The organism is Massilia agri (assembly GCF_024753255.1).
Lineage (GTDB): Bacteria > Pseudomonadota > Gammaproteobacteria > Burkholderiales > Burkholderiaceae_D > Telluria > Telluria agri.
The window spans coordinates 76,311-97,128 of sequence record NZ_JANUHA010000011.1 but is presented as its reverse complement, the minus strand read 5'-3'; the positions used below and the strand labels follow the sequence as shown (position 1 = coordinate 97,128).

Genomic DNA, 20,818 nt, shown 5'->3' with positions numbered 1-20,818 from the left:
CGAGGGTTTTCTTACCAGGGCCGCTTTGCAAGGCTCGACTATGGCCAACGACACCGATTTCACCGCCGACGACAGCGCCGCCGGCGCCGACAGCACCACCAGCCGCCAGGCCGGCCAGATTGGGCGCGAAGTACAGCGCCGCCGCACCTTCGGCATCATTTCCCACCCCGACGCGGGCAAGACCACGCTGACCGAGAAGCTGCTGCTGTTCTCGGGCGCGATCCAGCTCGCCGGCACCGTCAAGGGCCGCAAGAGCGGCCGCCACGCGACCTCGGACTGGATGGACATCGAGAAGCAGCGCGGCATCTCGGTCGCGTCCTCGGTGATGCAGTTCGAATTCCGCGACCACGTGATCAACCTGCTCGACACCCCGGGCCACCAGGACTTCTCGGAAGACACCTACCGGGTGCTGACGGCGGTCGACTCGGCCCTGATGGTGATCGACGCGGCCAAGGGCGTGGAAGAGCAGACCATCAAGCTGCTCGACGTCTGCCGCATGCGCGATACCCCGATCGTCACCTTCATGAACAAGCTCGACCGCGAGACCCGCGATCCGCTCGAACTGCTGGACGAGGTCGAGTCGGTGCTGAAGATCGAGTGCGCCCCGGTCACCTGGCCGATCGGCATGGGCAAGAACTTCCGCGGTGTCTACCACCTGCTGAAGGACGAGATCATGCTGTTCAAGGCCGGCGAAGAGAAGGCCGACGGCGCCTTCGAGATCGTCAAGGGCATCGACAACCCGAAGCTGGCCGAGATGTTCCCGCTCGAGATCGAGCAGCTCAAGATGGAAGTGGAGCTGGTGCACGGGGCCTCGCACGTGTTCGACCTGGAGCGCTTCCTGTCGGGCGTGCAGACGCCGGTCTTCTTCGGTTCGGCGATCAACAATTTCGGCGTGCGCGAGATCCTCTCGGCCCTGGTCGACTGGGCCCCGGCCCCGCGCGAACGCGACGCCACCGTGCGCGCGGTCGAGCCGACCGAGCCGAAGTTCTCGGGCTTCGTCTTCAAGATCCAGGCCAATATGGACCCGGCCCACCGCGACCGCATCGCTTTCCTGCGCGTGTGCTCGGGCCGTTTCGAGAAGGGCATGAAGGTCAAGCACCTGCGCCTCGGGCGCGAAGTGAAGCTCTCGTCTGTGGTGACCTTCATGGCATCGAGCCGCGAACAGGTCGAGGAAGCCTACGCGGGCGACATCATCGGCCTGCCGAACCACGGCAATATGCAGATCGGCGACAGCTTCTCGGAAGGCGAGCTCCTGACGTTCACCGGCATCCCGTACTTCGCGCCTGACCTGTTCCGCACGGTGCGCATCCGCAACCCGCTGAAGGTCAAGCAGCTCCACAAGGGCCTGCAGCAGCTGGGCGAAGAAGGCGCGGTCCAGGTCTTCAAGCCGGTGCTTGGCTCCGACCTGATCCTCGGCGCGGTCGGCGTGCTGCAGTTCGAAGTCGTCGCCAGTCGCCTGCTCAACGAGTACGGCGTCGACGCGGTCTTCGAGAGCAGCAGCATCAGCAGCGCGCGCTGGGTCTCGAGCGAGGACAAGAAATCGCTGTCGGACTTCGAGAACCAGCTCGGCCACCAGGTCGCCTACGACGCGGCGGGCAACCTGGCCTTCCTGGCCACCTCAGGCGTCAACCTGCGCCTGACCCAGGAACGCTGGCCGAAGCTGACCTTCCACGCCACCCGCGAGCACGCCGCCAAGCTGGCGTGATCGCGCCCGGCCGGCGGCAGCGGGCTATGGCGCCGGCGCCCGCCTGATCTCCTTCACCACCTGCGTGCGCACGCTGCCGTCCGGCGCGGTCGCACGCAGCTGCACCGGCAGCCAGCCCTGTTCCGGGGCCAGCCACACTTCCAGGCGCGCCGCGCCTGCGCGCGCCAGGTGCAGCGTCTCCATCGCGCCCAGCGGCGTCTCCACCGTTTCCTTCCCCAGCACCTGGAAGCGCTCCACCGCGGCGCCGTCCAGCCTTCCCACGTAGATGTCGACCATGTCCTGCAGCTGGTCGGGGTCGGCCAGTCCGATGCCGGCCAGCTGCATCAGCACGCTGGCGCCGTCCTGGCTGCCCGGCGTGTCCTGCACGCTGCGGCCCAGGCTCTCGAGCACGATGGCGCCGCGCTCGCGCTCGAAGGCAATGGCGGCGCTGCCGGCGCCGAGGCGGTAGCGGGCGCGCAGCGGTGCGATGCCGGCGTCGTCGGTGCCGCCTTCGCTCTCGATCGCCCCTGTGATGCCGTCGAGGGCGAGGCGGTAGTTCACGCCATCGGTCTGCCAGTCGAGCAGGGCTTCGCCGTCGCTGCCGTCGGCGCTACGCAGCGCGTAGCGGAGCGTCGCGCTGGGCGGCACCGTGACACGATAGCGGCTCGGCATTTCGGCCGCGGCGACGCCGCCTGCCGGCTGCGGAGGTGCCGGGCGGGCAGGGGCAGGCGCCGCTTCGACGCTGGCCTGTACCGGTGCGGGAGCGGGCAAGGCCGGCATGGGGGAGGGAAGTGCGGCGGCGGGGGCGGCAGGTGCCGGCGCCACAGGTGTCACGTCGGTCAGGCGCACGGCCAGCGCCGGGTTGCCGATGAGGGGCAGCGGCGCCGAGATCCGGGTTTCCAGCCAGGCGATGACGATCAGGTGCAGCAGCAGGGACAGGCCGCACAGGGCCAGCAGGCGAGCGTGCCGGCCAAGCATGGCGGCTGCAGTGTTCCCGATTCTCATGCCGCCAGTGTAACCGGGGCGCGTCCGGATCAGAAGTGCCTCAGAACCCGATGCCGACGCTGCCCCGCAGGCCGCTGGCATTCGACACGCTGTCGAACTTGCTGGCGCTGCCGTTGCTGCGGGCTTCGGCCTTGATCGTGGTGCGTTCGTTCACCTTGAACTGCGCGCCGATCGCCCCATAGGCGCCCTTGCCGGAAGTGCCGAGCGGTTCGCCGCCCATGGTGGCGCCCGGGGGCAGCAGGCCATCGTTCTTGACCTGGCTGTGGGCGATGCCGAACTTGCCATAGGCGTTCAGGCGCTCGCTCAGCGGCACCGTGAGCTTGGCCGCGACATAGGTCGTATTGCTCTTGACCCCAAGGGCGCCAGCCGCCAGCGCCTGGTCCACCGGGCCCGGCTCGATCTTGTGGAAGCCCCGGTCGCGCAGGTGGGAATAGCCGGCCTCGATCGCGAAATTCCTGGTGAAGGCATAGCCGAGCACCAGGCGCGGATCGGTGCGAAAACCGGTGAACTGCCGGTCATTCGGGTTGCCCGCCTCGTTCCCGCCGTACAGCGGCTCATAGCGCTTGAAGCCTTCGGCGAGCGGCCCAAAGCGCCCTTTGGCATCGGTGCTCAGGCGCGCTGTCTCGATCGGCTCGCTCTCGAGCTGTTGTGCCTGGGCGCCGATGGCAAACAGTCCCGCGACAAAAACATAGGCCTTGACGTGCATGTGCATCCTCATCGTGGTGGTGAAGTCGGTCGGGCGACAGGATACAGGATGCCGGTCTGTCAATCATGGCAAATTGGTAAGCGACTGTTTCACAAATGCATATGTTGGCGGGCGCTGCCGCAAGCGGCGCGCCCCGGTCTGCGCCACCGCAAATCCTCCCACAATTGAACCGCGTAGATTGTTTGAATGCGCTGTGGAAATAGAGCGCGTTCAACATCGGGGAGGCATCATGCTGTCGCGCCTGAAGATCGGTCCCAAGCTCCTGCTCGCGCCTGGCGTCGTCCTGCTGCTCCTGGTCCTGCTGTCGAGCGGGGCCTATTATGCGATGGTGCGCCAGCACGCCTCGCTGCAGGACATCGTCGGCCCGCGCGCTGACCAGATGCGCAGCGCGGCCGGGCTCGCGGAGCAGGCCCAGCGCGTCCATGCGGACACCTACAAACTCCTCACCTGGCTCGGCAGCAGTTTCTCGCGCCCGCGGATCGACGGCCTGGTTGCCGGCGTGAAGCGCCAGCACGAGGCGATCGAGCGTTCTTTCGCGGAGCTGGCGCGCCTGACCCCGCCGGGCAGCGAGGAACGCCGCCATGTCGATCAGGCGGCAGCGGCCCACCGGGCCTACGTCGCGGCCGCGCGCGAGGTGGTCGAGCTGGCGCATTCCGACGAGACCATCGGCGCGGCGGCCATGATCAAGCCGGAGGCCGCATTCGCCCTCATGACCCGGCGCATGGCCATGCTGGCGGCGCTGGAGCGCGAGCTGTCCGAGCAGGCCTCGAACAGCGCCGCCGCCGATTTCCGCCTCAGCGCGGTGCTGATGCCGGTCGTGATCCTGCTGGCCGTTGCCGTCTCGCTGGCGATCACGATGGCGGTGCGCCGCGTGCTGCTGCGCGAGATCCAGGGGATCGGCGCCGCTGCCCTGGGCCTGGCCAGCGGCGACCTGACGATCCGCGAGCGCGATTACGGCAAGGACGAGATCGGCGAGACTTCGCGGGCGCTGGACGCCGGCATCCGTAATCTCAGCGGCACCCTGCGCACGGTGCTCGAATCGGCGCGCACCATCGGCAGCGCCTCGCGCGACATCACGCTGGGAAGCCTCGGCATGCAGGGCCGCACCCTGTACCGGCAGCGCGAGCTGCGCGAGACGGCGACCTCGATGCGCGCGCTTTGCGAGGCCGCGCAGGCCACCCTGGACGGCGCGCACACCGCCGATGGCCTCGCGCGCACCGCCGCGAGCAGCGCGCATTTCGGGAGAAGCAACGTCGAACGCATCGCCGCCACCATGGCCGCGGTGAAGGAAGATGCGCTGCGCGCGGCCGAGGTGGCGACCGCCATCGACGCGATTGCCTGCGAGGCGGGCGCCCTGGCGCTGAACGCGGCCCTGGAAGCGGCGCGCGGCGGCGAGGAAGGCAAGGAGTTCGCCGACGCCGCCGCCCAGGTGCGCCAGCTGGCCCGGCGCGCAGCCGGCGCCGCGCGCGAGGTCCGCGAACTGGCGACGCGGCAGGTAGCCGAGATCGACGATTGCGCCGCCTCGGCGAGCGCCGCCGGCAGCAGCCTGGCCCAGGTGGCGGGCTCGGTGCGCGCCGTGGAGGACATCGTCGGCCGCATCCGCGGCGACAGCCTGGGGCAGGGCAGCCGCCTGCGCGAAGTCGACCAGGCGATCGTGCGGATGGACGAGGTCACCCAGCGCAACTGCGCGCTGGTGGAAGAAGCGGCGGCGGCCGCGCGCACCCTGCAGACCCATGCGCTGGCGCTGTCGCGGACGGTCGCATCCTTCCGCCTGGACGAAGCGGAGGCGCCTGCGGCGCCGGAGGTGCAAAAAGAAAGCGGCGTCCCCCGGGACTTGCCCAGGGAACGCCGCCGTCACGAGCGTTCGCACTTGCGGCTGGCCTCCAGCCGCAAATGAACCAGCGGTTTACTCGTAGTCGCTGATCGGCGCGCAGCCGCAGAACAGGTTGCGGTCGCCGTAGACGTTGTCCGCACGGCCGACCGGCGGCCAGTACTTCTTCTTGCGCAGCGAGGCCACCGGGAAGGCCGCCACCTCACGGGTGTAGGTGTGCTGCCAGTCGTCGGCGGTCACCACTTCAGCGGTGTGCGGGGCGCCCTTGAGCGGGTTGTCCATCTTGTCGTACTCGCCGCGCTCGACCTTCACGATCTCGGCGTGGATGGTGATCATCGCTTCGATGAAGCGATCCAGCTCGGCCTTCGACTCCGACTCGGTCGGCTCGATCATGAGGGTGCCCGGCACCGGGAAGCTCATGGTCGGCGCGTGGAAGCCGAAGTCCATCAGGCGCTTGGCCACGTCTTCGTTGCTGATGCCGGTCTTGTCCTGCAGCGGGCGCAGGTCGATGATGCACTCGTGCGCGACCAGGCCGTCGTGGCCGGTGTACAGCACCGGGTAGTGCGGCGCCAGGCGGCGGGCGATGTAGTTGGCGTTCAGGATCGCCACTTCGGTCGCCGCGGTCAGGCCCGCCGCGCCCATCATCGCGATGTACATCCACGAGATCGGCAGGATCGAGGCCGAGCCGTAGGCCGCCGCGCTCACGGCCCCGATACCCGCTTCGTTACGCACGTAGCCGGTCGACAGCTGGTTCGGCAGGAAGGGAGCCAGGTGGGCGCCCACGCCGATCGGGCCGACGCCGGGGCCGCCGCCGCCGTGCGGGATGCAGAAGGTCTTGTGCAGGTTCAGGTGGCTGACGTCGCCGCCGAAGGCGCCAGGCGCCGCCACGCCGACCATCGCGTTCATGTTGGCGCCGTCCACATAGACCTGGCCGCCGTGCTGGTGCACGATCTCGCACAGCTCGCGGATGCCTTCCTCGAACACGCCGTGGGTCGACGGGTAGGTGACCATGACGCAGGCCAGGTCCTTCGAGTACTGCTCGGCCTTGGCCTTCAGGTCGGCCAGGTCGACGTTGCCGTTCTCGTCGCAGGCGGTGACCACGACCTTCATGCCGACCATGCTGGCCGATGCCGGGTTGGTGCCGTGCGCCGAGGAAGGAATCAGGCAGATGTTGCGGTGGCCTTCGCCGCGCGACTGGTGGTACTTCTGGATCACCAGCAGGCCCGCGTATTCACCCTGCGAACCGGCGTTCGGCTGCAGCGAGATCGCGGCGTAGCCGGTGGCGGCGCACAGCATGGCTTCCAGCTGGGCGATCATCTCGCGGTAGCCGACGGTCTGGTCTTCCGGCGCGAAGGGGTGGATGCTCGAGAATTCGGGCCAGGTGACCGGGATCATCTCCGAGGTCGCGTTCAGCTTCATCGTGCACGAGCCCAGCGGGATCATGGTGCGGTCCAGCGCCAGGTCCTTGTCCGCCAGACTGCGCAGGTAGCGCAGCATCTCGTGCTCGGCGTGGTAGCGGTTGAAGGTCGGGTGGCTCAGGTAGGCGGTGGTGCGCGCCAGCGCGGCCGGGAAGGCGTCCGACACGTCTTCGTCCAGGACGTCGATGTCGACCGCCTTGCCCGCTTCTTCACCACCTGCGAAGACGGCGAACAGGGCCGCCAGGTCCTCGCGGGTGGTGGTTTCGTCCAGCGACACGCCGACGTGCTGGTCGTCGATGCGGCGCAGGTTGATGCCGGCGTTGGCGGCGGCCGCGTGCAGTGCGGCGGCGTCGCCCTTGATCGTCAGGGTGTCGAAGTAGGTGGTGTTCAGCACTTCGGCGCCGAGCTGCTGCAGGCCGCGCGCCAGGATGGCGGTCTGGCGGTGCACGCGGGTGGCGATTTGCTTCAGGCCTTGCGGGCCGTGGTAGACCGCGTACATGCCGGCCATGACGGCCAGCAGCACCTGGGCGGTGCAGATGTTCGAGGTCGCCTTTTCGCGGCGGATGTGCTGCTCGCGGGTCTGCAGGGCCAGGCGGTAGGCCTGGTTGCCCTGGGCGTCCACCGTCACGCCGACCAGGCGGCCGGCCATGCTGCGCTTGTATTCGTCGCGGGTGGCCAGGTAGCCGGCGTGCGGGCCGCCGAAACCGAGCGGCACGCCGAAGCGCTGGCTGTTGCCGACGACCACGTCGGCGCCCCAGGTGCCCGGTGCTTCCAGGACGGTCAGGGCCAGCAGGTCGGCAGCGACCACTACCATGGCGCCGGCGGCATGCAGGTGTTCCACGGCGGCGCGGTAGTCGCGCACTTCGCCGTTCACGCCCGGGTACTGCAGCAGCACGCCGAAGCAGGTTTCATTGAGGGTTTCGATCTCGCCGGCCGGGATGACGCGCACTTCGACGCCGATCGGCTCGGCGCGGGTACGCACCACTTCCAGGGTCTGCGGCAGCACGTCGTCGGCCACGTAGAACACCTTCGAGGCCGACTTGCCCACGCGCTGCAGCAGCGTCATGGCTTCGGCGGCGGCGGTGCCTTCGTCCAGCATCGAGGAGTTCGCGATGCCCATGCCGGTGAGGTCGGTGATCATCTGCTGGAAGTTCAGGATCGCTTCCAGGCGGCCTTGCGAGATCTCGGGCTGGTAGGGCGTGTAGGCGGTGTACCAGGCCGGGTTTTCGAAGATGTTGCGCAGGATGACCTTCGGGGTGTGGGTGCCGTAGTAGCCCTGGCCGATCATCGACTTCATGACCTTGTTCTTCGATGCCAGCGACCTCAATGTCGCCAGCGCCTCTTCTTCGCTGCGAGGTTCGACGAACTGGCCGAGGTCCATCGTGTCCTTGCGGCGGATGTTCGCAGGAACGACTGCATCGATCAGGGCGGCGCGCGAGGCGTAGCCCAGGGTCGACAGCATCGCTGCCTGTTCGGATTCGGACGGGCCGATGTGGCGCGGGATGAAGGAATCGCGCGCTTCGAGTTGAGTAAGGCTGGAGCGGGTCATGGTCAATTCAGGAGAGCAGGGGGCGAGAAAAATCCGGGGAGTCCGCCAGATCGGGGCGGAACCGCAAAACAAAAGGTGCGCTTCGAAAGCGCACCCGTATATCGGCTTAGTTGCCGGTGGACTTGCCGTAGGCGTCGGCGTCCATCAGCTTGTCGTAGGCGCCGGCGTCGCTCGGGGCCAGCTTGAACAGCCAGGCGCCGTAGGCGTCGCTGTTGATCGAATCCGGGGCGTCGGCGACCGGCTGGTTGACGGCGGTGACGGTGCCCGAGACCGGCGCGTAGATGTCGCTGGCGGCCTTGACCGACTCGACCACGGCGGCGTCGTCGCCGGCCGTGAATGCCTTGCCGACCTGCGGCAGTTCGACGAACACGATGTCGCCGAGCGCGTCCTGCGCGTACTCGGTGATGCCGACGGTCAGGGTGCCGTCAGCCTCGCGGCGGACCCACTCGTGGGACTCGGTGTATTTCAGGTCGGTTGGGATGTTCATGGTAAGGCTCCGGGTTGGGTGAGGCGGTAGTATAAACGGTTGTTCTGGTTATTCTGTATCAGGCGGCAAGGACCTTGCCGTTGCGCACGAACGGCAGTTTCACCACGCTGGCGGCCAGCTTCTTGTCGCGGATTTCCACGTGCACGGTGTCGCCGATGGCGACGTCCATCGGCACGCGCGCCAGGGCGATCGCCTGCTGCATGCTCGGGCTGAAGGTGCCGCTGGTGATTTCGCCGACGTTGCCGGAGGCGGCGATGACCTTCTGGTGGGCGCGCAGGATGCCGCCTTTTTCACGCAGGATCAGGCCGACGAAGTTGGCTTGCTGGCCGTTGGCCTGCAGGGCGGCCTTGCCGATGAAGTCGCGCTCCGAGACCAGGTCGACGGTCCAGCCCAGGCCCGCGTCGAGCGGGTTCACGCTGTCGTCCATGTCCTGGCCGTAGAGGTTCATGCCGGCTTCCAGGCGCAGGGTGTCGCGCGCGCCCAGGCCGGCGGGCTTGATGCCGGCCGCGGCAAAGGCGTTCCACAGGGCCTCGACCTGGGAGGCCGAGACACCGATCTCGAAGCCGTCTTCGCCGGTGTAGCCGGTGCGCGCGACCATCACTTCGCCGAATTGCGTATCCGGGACGATCACGACGTTGAAGGGCTTGAGCGGCTCGGAAGCGGCCTGCGTGCTCGGCAGCACCTGCCAGACCTTGGCGCGGGCGTTCGGGCCCTGCACGGCGATCAGGGCGATCGGATCATTGCCGTCACGGCGCTGGGTGATGGTGATGCCGGAGTTGGTCGCTTCGTTCTGCTGCGTCATCCAGGCCACGTCCTTCTCGGCCGTGCCGGCGTTGACGACCAGGCGGAACCAGTCTTCGCTGAAGTAATACACGATCAGGTCGTCGATCACGCCGCCTTCGGGGTTCAGCATGGCCGAGTAGAGCGCCTTGCCGGGCACCTGCAGCTTGTCGACGTTGTTGGCCAGCAGGCCACGCAGGAAGGCGCGCACGTTCGCGCCCTTGAGGTCGACGACGCACATGTGGGACACGTCGAACATGCCGGCGTCGGTGCGCACGGCATTGTGTTCCTCGATCTGGGAGCCGTAGTTGACCGGCATGTCCCAACCGCCGAAGTCGACCATCTTGGCTCCGAGGGAGCGGTGTGCGGAATTGAGCGGGGTCGCTTTGAGCGTCATGGAATCCTCGGGCAGTGAATAGGGGTGCGTGCGCACCCTTGCGGGTGCCTTGTATCCCCTCTGTCCTTGGTACCTGAGAGATAGCGGCATGGCCGCCTGCCCCTTCGGTGGGCCCCGTGTCGGCGGGGCCGCTCTCCAGAGTGTGAGCCTGCGCGCGGTGCGCGACATGCCCCTTGACCAGTCCTTTTGCCTGAGAGTTTGTGGGTAGTGCCCCTTCGGCGGCAGGAGTTCCTGCGCTCTCCCGGTCAAGACTGCGGAGGATATGCCAGCATTGGCTCCATGTCAACCAAAGGGGAGGGCAGCCAGAGGGAAGAACAGGCAATGTCATATGGTTGCCAAAAAGCATTGCTGCACACTATTGGGGCGGGGGCGGCAAGGCATTTCCGCGCGTTTTGCTACACTTATCCCACACACTTTGCAGTGGGAAAAGACTATGAGCGAAGACAAAGCGCAAGGAGTAAAGGAAGCCTGGTTCACGCTGTCCGGCGATGTCAACAGTGACATGGTGCACCGTGTGTTCGAAGCCGTGTCGATGATGACCGAGGACGGCATCGAGACGGCGCACGTGCTGGTGCAGTCGAACGGCGGCTACGTCAGCGATGGACTGTGCCTGTTTAACTTCCTGTCGAACTCGCCGATCAAGTTCGTGATGTACAACGGCGGGGCGGTGGCCTCGATCGCCGTCATCCTCTACCTGTCCGGCACCGAGCGATACTGCAGCGAGACCGCGCGCTTCATGGTGCACAAGTCGCATGCGACGGCGTCCCCGGGCTCGCGCCCCGACGCCCTGAACATCATCGTCGAAGGCCTGCGCGCGGACGACGCCCGCACCGAATCGATCCTGCGCAAATGCGTCGAGCTCACGCCCGAACAGTGGGCCATCCACCAGTATTCCGACCTGCACCTGAATTCGCGCGACGCGAAGATCGCTGGCCTGGTCAACGACGTGCGCGACTTCCGTCCGCCCAAGGGCGGAATGCTGCGCAATATCTGATCCTGTAAAAACAGAAGGGCCCACCGTCAGGACGACGGTGGGCCCGCTTCTTCCGCGACAGGCTTGTCAGCGGTTCTTGTCGTTCTTGTGGCTCTGGCGGCCGGCTTCGGCGTGCTGTTCGGGGGTGCCGCCGCGGGTGCCGCCGCTGCCGCCCGAACGCGAGCCCGAGCCGGAGCCCGACTGCTTGCTGCCGCCCTGGCGGCCGGCTTCGGCGTGCTGTTGCGAGCTGCCGCCCTGCTTCGATTTACCTTGATTCGAGGCCATCTGCATTTCCTTTCAAAGTGGGAAAAATGTCCTGCTTGCCGAGCTGCGTTCGTTAGCGCAGCCTTACCGGTCGAGCCATCATGCTGCCCGGCCTGATCCCTCGCTATCGGATCACGGCGTGAACCAGTGTAGGACGCCCACCGACAATCTCAAGGCAAAATTTCTGACTCGGATAGGCAAAAACGCGACGATATGCATGATCCCTATTGCCATGTGGAAATAATATGGCACAATAGGAGAAACCCCTTCGATCACGCCCATGGCCAGCACCACCGCCCAGACACCCGCAGTCCGCAAGGCCGCCGCTGCGCAGCAGGCAGCGCTGGACGAGCTTGTCGCCATGGCGGCCGCGTACGCGCTCGACGCCCTGGCCGGCGTGGCCCAGCGGATGTCGTCCGCGCTGCTCGACATGACCGCCGCCGGACCGGACCCCCAGCAGGCGGCGCGCCGCATCCGCTCGGGCAACCTCCTCAAGGACAACCCCTACGCCTTCGTGCACCTGGCCTCCACCGGCATCGAGCTGGCCCTGCGCAAGGAAGTCGCGCGCCTCGCGCCCGCCCTGAGCAAACCGCCCACGGAGGCGCCGCTCACCCTCAGCCTGGTCCCGATGGAAGAGATGGACGACCAGCTGGCCTTCGCCGGCATCAGCCGTTCCTTCGACATCGCCTGCTCCGAACGCCTCGCCAGCCTGGGCGTGCGGCTCGGCATGCTGCTGGGGCGCGAACTGGTGCGCGCCTCGCATAACCCCTTCCGCCCCGAGGTCTTCCTGCGCGCCCTGCAGGAAGCCTGGCGCGAGTTCGAGCCCGACGCCGACTCGCACGGCCTGATCCTGCCGCTGCTGCGCACCGGGATCGTCTTCGATTTCGGGCCGATGCTCGATCTTCTGTCCGACAAGCTCAAGCCCGCGCGCGGCGAACGGTTCGCCAAGACCGACGACAGCGCCGCCGCCAGGGCCGTGAAAGCGCGCCGCGATGCCGCCGTCACCCAGGGGCTGAAACAGCTCTTCGGCGCGGCCGAACCCGCTTTTGGCGCCGACCTCGACATTCCGCTGATCGCCAACCTGCCGCAGGGCAGCGGCGGCTGGCGTCCCAGCGGGGCCGCCGGCTTCGCCGTCGCCGCGCCCGTGGCCGGGGTGGCGAACGCGCCGGCGCCGCACGCCGCGCCAGGCCAGCCCGCAGGCTCCCACGTCGCGGCGCCCGCAGGGCAGGGCGTCGCCATGGCCGCGATTCCCGCGCCCCTGATCGAGATGCTGGAAAAGCTGAGCGCCGGTGGCGTCGCGGCCGGCGCCGTGCCGGCAGGCGTCCCCTCCCAGGACGTGTTCTACCTGCCGCGCCTGAAGCAAAGCCTGCCCCAGGGCAGCCTGTCGCGCGGCGACGAGACCACCCTCGACCTGCTGTCGCGGATCTTCGAAACCGTGCTGCTGGACGAGTCGATCCCCCAGGAAACCCGCGACCTGATCGCCTTCCTGCAGGTGCCGGTGCTGAAGGCCGCCCTGAAGGACCGCAGCTTCTTCTTCGAAGAGGCGCACCCGGCGCGGCGCATGCTCGACCTGCTGTCGAACGTCGGCTGGGAGCAGCCGGGGGGCCAGGATGATCCGGTCTACCGGGCGATGCGCCGCGGCGTCGAAAAGGTGCGCGAGGAGGGGCGGCCGGACGCTTTCGCGGCCGCCGTGGCCGAGGTGGAGGCGAGCATCCTGGAACGCGAGCAGGTCGAGGCGCAGGCGATCGCCGGCCCGATCGCCCAGGCCACGCGCCAGGAAAAGCAGCAGGCCGCGACCCGTTCGGCCAAGAAGGCGGTTGCAACGCGCCTGGCGGGAGAGCAGCTGGTGGCTTTGGTCGGCACCTTCCTCGAACAGCGCTGGACGCCCGTGCTCACCCTGGCCTACGTGATCGAGGACAGCAAGCCGGGCGCCATCGACAACGCCACCCGCGCCATGGACGACCTGATCTGGAGCGTCAAGCCCAAGGCCACCCAGGAAGAACGAAAGGCCCTGATCTCGCGTTTGCCGGGCCTGCTCACCACCCTCAACAAGTGGCTCGATGCCGTCAAGTGGCAGGATGCCGAGCGCCTCCAGTTCTTCGCCGAGCTGGCCGAATGCCACGCCGCCATCGTGCGCGCTCCGATCGAGCTCTCGCCCGAGCGCCAGCTGGAACTGGCGGTGGAGGCGGCCCAGCAGGACGCCATGCGCCGCATCGCCCAGGAACAGGCGGCTGCCGGGGAAGAGGACGTCCCCGACGTGAAGGACCCGGCCGCGGCCTCGCTGGCCACTCTGGTGCGCGGCATGCGCGTCGAGTTCACCGGCAAGGAAGGCATCCGCAAGCTCAAGCTGGCCTGGGTCAGCCCCCTGCGCACCCTGTTCATCTTTTCCGGCGCCGGCAAGAAAGAAGCCTTTTCGCTGCCGGCCGAGCGCCTGCTGGACGCCTTCCGTACCGGCAGCATCCGGGTGCTGGCGCCGGAGGGCGTGGTCGGCCGCGTGCTGACCCAGGCGGCAGGCGAGGCCGCCATGAACGACGCCCACCACGACGCCTTGCACGCCGCCGGCTAAAATTGTCGAGTTCGCAAGCTTGCTTCTTGGCTTAAAGCTACGCAACAGATGGTATGATGGGGCCTTTGCGACTCCCTTACCAGCCAGAAGCACGTGCGCCTCTCCTCCATCAAATTGTCGGGATTTAAGTCTTTCGTCGATCCCACCAATTTCCAGGTGCCCGGCCAGCTCGTGGGCGTGGTCGGCCCGAACGGCTGCGGCAAGTCGAACATCATCGACGCCGTACGCTGGGTGCTGGGCGAATCCAAGGCTTCCGAGCTGCGCGGCGAGTCGATGCAGGACGTCATCTTCAACGGCTCGACCTACCGCAAGCCCTCGGGCCGCGCCTCGGTCGAACTGGTGTTCGACAACAGCGACGGCAAGGCGGCCGGGCAGTGGGGCCAGTATGCCGAGATCGCGGTCAAGCGCACCCTGACGCGCGACGGCACCTCGACCTACTACATCAACGGCCAGCCGGTGCGCCGGCGCGACATCCAGGACATCTTCCTCGGCACCGGCCTGGGTCCGCGCGCCTACGCCATCATCGGCCAGGGCATGATCGCCCGCATCATCGAATCGCGCCCGGAAGAGCTGCGCGTCTTCCTCGAAGAAGCGGCCGGCGTCTCGAAGTACAAGGAGCGCCGCCGCGAGACCGAGAACCGGCTGTCGGACACGCGCGAGAACCTGCTGCGGGTCGAGGACATCCTGCGCGAGCTGAACGCCAACCTGGAAAAGCTGGAAGCCCAGGCGGCGGTGGCGAACCGCTTCCACCAGCTGCAGGCCGACCAGGAAGAAAAGCAGAAGCTGCTCTGGTTGCTGCGCAAGAACGAGGCCAGGGCCGAGCAGCTGCGCTACTTCCGCGAGGTCGAGGAGGCGCAGACGGCGCTGGAGGCCCAGACCGCCAAGCTGCGCAACGTCGAGCTCGAACTCGAGCACATGCGCCAGGCCCACTTCTCGATCGGCGACCGCCTGCACACGGCGCAGGGCGCGCTGTACCAGACCAATTCCGAAATCGGCAGCCTGGAAGCGCAGATCAAGTTCGTGGTCGAGTCGCGCACCCGCCTGCAGACCCAGCTCGGCACCCTGGCCGCCCAGCGCGACCAGTGGCTCGCCCAGCGCCAGGAGCTCGAGGAACAACTGGGCGAGGCGGAGATGACGCTGGAAGAACTCGGCGCGCGCGCGGAAGGCGCCCAGATCGCCGTGGAGGCGGCCGGCGAACGCGTGCCGGAACTGGAGACCGCCTGGCGCCAGGCCCAGGAGCAATCCAATGCCTCGCGCGAACGCATCATGCAGGTGCAGCAGCGCATCGAACTGGCCAGCGCCCACCAGCGCAATGCCGCGAACATCCTGACGAACCTGGCCAGCCGGCGCGAGCGCCTGCAGCAGGAGAGGAACGGCCTGAACCTGCCCGACAGCGCGACCCTCGACAACCTGCGCATGCAACTGGAAGAAAAGCAGCTGGCGCTGGAAGAGCAGACCATGCTGCTCGAGGAGGCGACCGGGCGCCAGGAGGCGGTCGAGCAGGAGCGCAAGGATGCCCACGCCCTCGTTGCAACCGAGAGCGCCGCAAGCGCCCAGCTCGAGGCGCGCCTGGGTGCGCTGCGCCAGATGCAGGACCGCGTCCAGACCCAGGGCAAGGTCCAGCCCTGGCTGGAGAAACACGAACTGGCCGCCTTGCCGCGCCTGTGGCAGAAGCTCGATGTCGAGGAGGGCTGGGAGACCGCGCTGGAAGCCGTGCTGCGCGAGCGCTCGGCCGCGCTGGAACTGTCGAACCTGGATTGGGCCAAGGCCTTCTTCAGCGACGCGCCGCCCGCGCGCCTGTCGCTGTACTCGCCGGCGCCCGGCGCGCCCGCCGTGCCGGATACACCCGGCCTGAAACCCTTCGCCAGCCTGCTGCGCCTGAACGACCCTGGCCTGCGCGGCGTGCTGAACGACTGGCTGCACCATACCTACGTGGCCCAGGACGCTGCCGAAGCGTTCGCCAACCGCGGCCGCCTGCCGCAGGGCGGGGCCTTCGTCACCCGCCAGGGCCACCTGGTGACCGCATCGAGCGTGCGCTTCCATGCGCCGGATGCCGAGCAGGACGGCATGCTGGCGCGGCAGCACGAGATCGACAATATCGGCAAGCAGCTGCGCGCACAGGCCCTGCTGGTGGACGAAGCGAAGGGCCGCGCCACCCGCGCCGATGCGGCGGTGAGCGAGCTGACGCGCCGCCTGCAGGATGCGCGCCAGCGCGTCGCCACGCTCACGCGCGAAGTGCATGCGCTGCAGATCGAGGTGCTCAAGCAAAGCGAGATCGAGGCGCGCTTCAACCAGCGCAGCGGCCAGATCGCGGCCGACCTGTCCGAGATCGCGGCCCAGGAAGCCGAGCAGCGCCAGCTCGCCGCGGAAGCCGAAATGGAATTCGAACAGCTCGACATGGAACTGGCCGAGCTGCAGGGTTCCCATGAAGACGGCCAGACCGCTTTCCTGGAAAAGGAGCAGCTTCTCAATGACGCGCGCCAGAAACTGCGCGACCTCGAGCGCGGGGCCCAGGAAGCCCAGTTTGCGGAACGCGCCCAGCGCGCCCGCATCGAGGAACTGCGCCGCTCCATCGCCACCGCCACCAGCCAGGCGGAGCAGGTTTCCGCCAGCCTGGGGGCCGGCAGGCTGGAGCTGGAAGCACTGGAATCCGGCACCGCCCACGAAGGCTTGCAGGAGCTGCTGGACCGCCGGGGCGCGCAGGAGCGCGCCCTGGCCGACGCCCGCCACGAACTCGACCAGATCACCCAGCAGCTGCGCCAGATGGAAGAAGCGCGCATGGGCAACGAGCGCAGCCTGCAGCCGCAGCGCGACCGCATCACGGAAATGCAGCTCAAGGAGCAGGCCGCGCGCCTGAACCAGGAGCAGTTCGCCGAAGCGCTGGCGACCACCGGCGCCGTCGAATCCGAGCTCGAGGAAAAGCTGACCCCGGACATGAAGCCGCAATACCTGCAGGGCGAGGTGACGCGCCTGACCAATGCCATCAGCGCCCTCGGCGCGGTCAACCTGGCGGCGGTCGAGGAGCTGGCCCAGGCCACAGAGCGCAAGCGCTACCTCGATTCGCAGAACAACGATTTGCAGGAAGCCATCAACACGCTCGAAGACGCGATCCACCGCATCGACCGCGAGACCCGCGACCTGCTGCAGGACACCTTCGACCGGGTCAACACCCATTTCTCGGAACTCTTCCCCATCCTCTTCGGCGGCGGCAATGCCAAGCTGGTGATGACGGGCGACGAGATCCTCGACTCCGGCGTGCAGGTGATGGCCCAGCCGCCGGGCAAGAAGAACGCGACCATCCACCTGCTGTCGGGCGGCGAAAAGGCGCTGACGGCGACGGCCCTCGTGTTCTCGATGTTCCGCCTGAACCCGGCGCCGTTCTGCCTGCTGGACGAGGTGGACGCGCCGCTCGACGACGCCAATACCGAGCGCTTCTGCCGCATGGTCAAGCGGATGTCGGACCATACCCAATTCCTCTTCATCTCGCACAACAAGATCGCGATGGAGATGGCCAATCAACTCATCGGTGTGACGATGCAGGAGCAGGGCGTATCGCGCATCGTGGCGGTGGACATGGAGTCCGCCGCGAATTTCGCAACTGAGGCACAAGCAGCATGACAGATCTCCAAATGAGCATGATCGCGGCGGGCGGCGTATTCGTCGTCGGCGTCGTCGTTTACAACAAGTGGCAGGAGTACCGCGCCCGCAAGAGCGTCGAACGCGCCTTCGCCTCGGACCATGACGATGTCCTGATGAAGAGTGGCGAGTCGGAGCTCGAGCAGACCCCGGTCGAGCGCCAGGAACCGGTGCTCGACCTCGGCGCCGAGACGCCGCTGTCGCCGCTGGACGTGGAGCCGGGCGAGTCGAAGTTCGACGCCGCCGCGCCCATCGATGCGCCGGCCCCGGCGGCACCAGCCGCGCCCGCCGCACCGCGCGCGCCGACCACGGTGGCCAATCTGGCGCCTGCTGCCGCGCTGCCGGGCGCCAGGCCCGACACCACGCCGTCGGAACTGGCCGAAAGCCTGGTCGACCCGCTGATTGACTGCATCATCCCGCTGAACATCGAAGGCGCGGTGCGCGGCGACAAGCTGCTGCCCGCCCTGCAGAAGCTGCGCCGCGTCGGCAACAAGCCGATCCACTACATCGGCTTCGCCGTCAGCGGCGAGTGGGAGCCGATCGTCCACGGCGGCGTGTACACCAAGCTGCAGGCGGGCGTGCAACTGGCCACCCGCACCACGGCCCTGAACGAGATCGAGTACTCGGAACTGGTCACCCGCCTGCATGCGGTCGCCGACGAGATCGGCGCCGTGCCGGAAGTGCCGGACATGATCGAGGTGATGAGCGAAGCGCGCACCCTGCACCGTTTCGTCGCCGGCCACGACGCCCAGCTGGGCGTCAACCTGGCCGCCAACGGCGCGCCCTGGGCCATCGCCACACTGATCCAGGCGCTGGAGAACCAGGGCTTCGACGTGCGTCCGGACGGCCGCTTCTCGATGCCGGACAAGGAGGGGGGCGTGCTGTTCACCCTGTCGACCAACGTCACCTTGGGCGCCGACACGACCAACCGCCTGACCCTGCTGCTGGACGTGCCCTGCGTGGCACCAGGCCGCGACGGCTTCGGCGCCATGGTCAAGTGCGCGAAAGAGCTGACCCAGCGCCTGGACGCGACCATCGTCGACGATTTCGAGCAGCCGCTGCTTGATCCCGCCCTGGAAGAGATCAAGGGCCAGGTGGCCGAGTTCTACCAGGAGATGGACGCCTCGGACATCCCGGCCGGTTCCACGCGCGCGCTGCGCCTCTTCGTGTAAGGTGCCGCCGTGTCGGTCCCCCAGGAGGTACAGCAGCGCATGGCGTGGCTGGTCGAGGAACTGAACCGCCACATCTACAACTACCACGTGCTCGACGCGCCGACCATTCCGGACGCCGAGTACGACCGCCTGTTCAAGGAACTGCAGGACCTGGAATCCGCGCACCCGCAGGCGGTCAAGAACGATTCGCCGACCTCGCGCGTGGGTGCGGCGCCGATCCCCGAGTTCAGGCAGGTCACGCACTCCGTGCCGATGCTCTCGCTGAACAACGGCTTTGCCGATGAAGACGTCGACAACTTCGACCGCCGCGTACGCGACGGCCTCGACGTCCACAGCGTCGACTATTCGGCCGAGCTGAAATTCGATGGCCTGGCCATCACCCTGCGCTACGAGAACGGCGTCTTCGTGCAGGCCGCAACGCGCGGCGACGGCTACACGGGCGAAGACGTCACCGCCAACATCCGCACAGTGAAGGTGATCCCGCTGCGCCTGCATGGCGATCATGTACCCGCCGTGCTGGAAGTGCGCGGCGAAGTCCTGATGTTCAAGGAAGATTTCGCGCGCCTGAACCAGCGCCAGCGCGACGCCGGCCAGAAGGAATTCGCCAATCCGCGCAACGCGGCGGCAGGCAGCCTGCGCCAGCTCGATGCGCGCATCACGGCCCAAAGGAAGCTGCGTTTCTTTGCCTACGGTATCGGCCTGCTCGAGGGCGCCGAACTGCCCGAGACCCACTCCGGCGTGCTGGACTGGTTCGACCGCCTCGGCCTGCCGGTCTCGAAGGAGCGCGCCGTGGTGACCGGTTGCCAGGGCCTGCTCGGCTACTACCGCGATATCGGACAAAAGCGCAGCGCGCTTCCCTATGAGATCGACGGCGTGGTCTACAAGGTCGACCGCGTGGCCGACCAGGCGGCGCTCGGCTTCGTCTCGCGCGCGCCGCGCTTCGCGCTGGCCCATAAATTCCCGGCCGAAGAGGCGCTGACGGTGGTCTCGGCCATCGACGTGCAGGTCGGCCGTACCGGCGCGATCACGCCGGTGGCGCGCCTCGTGCCGGTGTCGGTGGGCGGCGTGACCGTCACCAATGCGACCCTGCACAACGAGGACGAAGTCCTGCGCAAGGACGTGCGCGTGGGCGACACCGTCATCGTGCGGCGCGCCGGCGACGTGATTCCGGAAGTGCTGTCGGTGGTGCTCGAGCGCAGGCCGAGCCCCGCGCCGATGCGCTACGAACTGCCGAAGACCTGCCCGGTGTGCGGCTCGCACGTCGTGCGCGAGGAGGGCGAGGCAGTGGCGCGCTGCTCCGGCGGCCTGACCTGTGCGGCGCAGCGCAAGGAAGCGATCCGCCACTTCGCGGGCCGCCGCATGATGGACATCGAGGGCCTGGGCGACCGCTATATCGACAGCCTGGTCGAGTGCAACCTGATCCACGGCGTGGCCGATCTGTACAGGCTGACGCTGGACGATCTCTTGATGATGAAACGTCTCGCGGACGAGCGCGAAGGGACGACTCCAGAGACGGTCAAGCAAGGCAAGGTCGCCACCAAATGGGCGGACAACCTGCTCGCGGCCATTGCGGCAAGCAGGAATCCGCCGCTGGAGCGCCTGCTGTTCGCGCTGGGCATCCGCCACGTGGGCGAATCGACCGCCAAGACCCTGGCCGACTGGCTGGGCCGTTTCGAACTGATCCGCCAGGCCCCGGAAGCGCTGCTGCGCGTGCTGCCCGATATCGGCGGCACCGTGGCCGAAGCGATTGCCGAGTTCTTTGCGGAAGAGAAGAACCAGGGGGCGATCAATGCGCTGCTGGCGGCTGGAGTGGCGCCGCAGGGCGAGCATGCGCCCAAGGCCCAGCTGCGCGAAAAGCTCGACGAGGTGAACCTGCTGGCGGCGCTGGGTATCCCGAAGCTGACCGAGCCGCGCGCCCGCCAGTTGATCGCAGCCGGCCAGACCCTTGAGTCGCTGGCCCACCTGAACGTGTTCGGCGTGTTCGGCCTGCCTGCCAACGTCGCCACTGCGCTCGAAGAATGGTTGGCCGTCCCGGGCAACCGGGAGAAGCTGGCGGCGCTGGCGAAGCTGCGCGCCGAGCTGCTGTCCCAGCTGCCGGAAGCGGCTGCCGCTCCGGAAGGTCATTTGAGTGGCAAGACTTTTGTCCTGACCGGTACACTGCCGACCATGAGCCGCGACGCTGCGGGCGCCCTGATCGAGGCGGCCGGCGGCAAGGTGTCCGGCTCGGTGTCGAAGAAGACCTCCTACGTGGTCGCCGGCGCCGAAGCAGGCAGCAAGCTCGCGAAAGCCGAAGAACTCGGCGTCACCGTCCTCGACGAAGCGGGCCTGATGGCGCTGTTGGGACAATAAT

At 67.7% G+C, this 20,818-nt stretch carries 13 protein-coding genes and 2 riboswitches; of the genes, 7 read left to right on the top strand and 6 right to left on the bottom strand.

Annotation, left to right across the window (positions count from 1 at the left end; all coding sequences use genetic code 11):
- Window positions 1-40: 40 nt before the first annotated feature.
- Window positions 41-1,705, top strand: coding sequence for a peptide chain release factor 3 (locus NX780_RS16115; protein ID WP_258828896.1), 1,665 nt, complete (start codon window positions 41-43; stop codon window positions 1,703-1,705).
- Window positions 1,706-1,729: 24 nt separating this feature from the next.
- Here NX780_RS16115 and NX780_RS16110 read toward each other — a convergent pair whose 3' ends face one another.
- Both NX780_RS16110 and NX780_RS16105 read right to left on the bottom strand, forming a co-directional pair.
- The gene (locus NX780_RS16110; RefSeq protein ID WP_258828895.1) at window positions 1,730-2,662 is read right to left on the bottom strand and encodes a DUF3108 domain-containing protein; all 933 of its coding nucleotides are present in this window, start codon (window positions 2,660-2,662) and stop codon (window positions 1,730-1,732) included.
- Between the two features lie 67 nt (window positions 2,663-2,729).
- The gene (locus NX780_RS16105; RefSeq protein ID WP_258828894.1) at window positions 2,730-3,395 is read right to left on the bottom strand and encodes an outer membrane beta-barrel protein; all 666 of its coding nucleotides are present in this window, start codon (window positions 3,393-3,395) and stop codon (window positions 2,730-2,732) included.
- 229 nt (window positions 3,396-3,624) lie between these two features.
- Here NX780_RS16105 and NX780_RS16100 point away from each other — a divergent pair, with 229 nt between their 5' ends.
- Entirely contained in the window at window positions 3,625-5,292 is a 1,668-nt protein-coding gene (locus NX780_RS16100; RefSeq protein WP_258828893.1) for a methyl-accepting chemotaxis protein, read from the top strand.
- Between the two features lie 9 nt (window positions 5,293-5,301).
- Here NX780_RS16100 and gcvP read toward each other — a convergent pair whose 3' ends face one another.
- From gcvP to gcvT, 3 genes are all read right to left on the bottom strand, one after another.
- Entirely contained in the window at window positions 5,302-8,193 is a 2,892-nt protein-coding gene (gene gcvP / locus NX780_RS16095; RefSeq protein ID WP_258828892.1) for an aminomethyl-transferring glycine dehydrogenase, read from the bottom strand.
- Window positions 8,194-8,299: 106 nt separating this feature from the next.
- On the bottom strand, window positions 8,300-8,680 hold the full coding sequence (gene gcvH / locus NX780_RS16090; protein ID WP_258828891.1) for a glycine cleavage system protein GcvH: 381 nt from the start codon (window positions 8,678-8,680) through the stop codon (window positions 8,300-8,302).
- A gap of 58 nt (window positions 8,681-8,738) precedes the next feature.
- Window positions 8,739-9,857, bottom strand: a complete 1,119-nt coding sequence (gene gcvT / locus NX780_RS16085) for a glycine cleavage system aminomethyltransferase GcvT (RefSeq protein ID WP_258828890.1) — start codon at window positions 9,855-9,857, stop codon at window positions 8,739-8,741.
- Window positions 9,858-9,907: 50 nt separating this feature from the next.
- Window positions 9,908-10,006, bottom strand: a riboswitch (glycine riboswitch).
- Window positions 10,007-10,025: 19 nt separating this feature from the next.
- Window positions 10,026-10,111, bottom strand: a riboswitch (glycine riboswitch).
- A gap of 179 nt (window positions 10,112-10,290) precedes the next feature.
- Between gcvT and NX780_RS16080 the strand changes: the two genes are divergently transcribed.
- Window positions 10,291-10,851 (top strand): ATP-dependent Clp protease proteolytic subunit, encoded by a 561-nt coding sequence (locus NX780_RS16080; protein WP_258828889.1) that lies wholly within the window; start codon window positions 10,291-10,293, stop codon window positions 10,849-10,851.
- 66 nt (window positions 10,852-10,917) lie between these two features.
- Here NX780_RS16080 and NX780_RS16075 read toward each other — a convergent pair whose 3' ends face one another.
- Window positions 10,918-11,115: a hypothetical protein gene (locus NX780_RS16075; RefSeq protein WP_258828888.1), complete on the bottom strand. Its 198-nt coding sequence runs from the start codon at window positions 11,113-11,115 to the stop codon at window positions 10,918-10,920.
- A gap of 259 nt (window positions 11,116-11,374) precedes the next feature.
- Between NX780_RS16075 and NX780_RS16070 the strand changes: the two genes are divergently transcribed.
- The 4 genes from NX780_RS16070 to ligA all read left to right on the top strand — a co-directional run bounded on the left by NX780_RS16070 (window position 11,375) and on the right by ligA (window position 20,817).
- Window positions 11,375-13,660 carry a DUF1631 family protein gene (locus tag NX780_RS16070; protein ID WP_258828887.1) on the top strand — a complete coding sequence of 762 codons (2,286 nt, stop codon included), beginning with the start codon at window positions 11,375-11,377 and terminating at the stop codon, window positions 13,658-13,660.
- Between the two features lie 93 nt (window positions 13,661-13,753).
- Window positions 13,754-17,278, top strand: coding sequence for a chromosome segregation protein SMC (smc, locus tag NX780_RS16065; protein ID WP_258828886.1), 3,525 nt, complete (start codon window positions 13,754-13,756; stop codon window positions 17,276-17,278).
- Complete coding sequence (locus NX780_RS16060) at window positions 17,275-18,468, top strand: cell division protein ZipA C-terminal FtsZ-binding domain-containing protein (RefSeq protein WP_258828885.1); 1,194 nt, start codon at window positions 17,275-17,277, stop codon at window positions 18,466-18,468. Before smc ends, NX780_RS16060 begins: the two co-directional genes overlap by 4 nt.
- A gap of 9 nt (window positions 18,469-18,477) precedes the next feature.
- The gene (ligA, locus tag NX780_RS16055; RefSeq protein ID WP_258828884.1) at window positions 18,478-20,817 is read left to right on the top strand and encodes an NAD-dependent DNA ligase LigA; all 2,340 of its coding nucleotides are present in this window, start codon (window positions 18,478-18,480) and stop codon (window positions 20,815-20,817) included.
- The last annotated feature ends 1 nt before the right edge of the window (window position 20,818 follow it).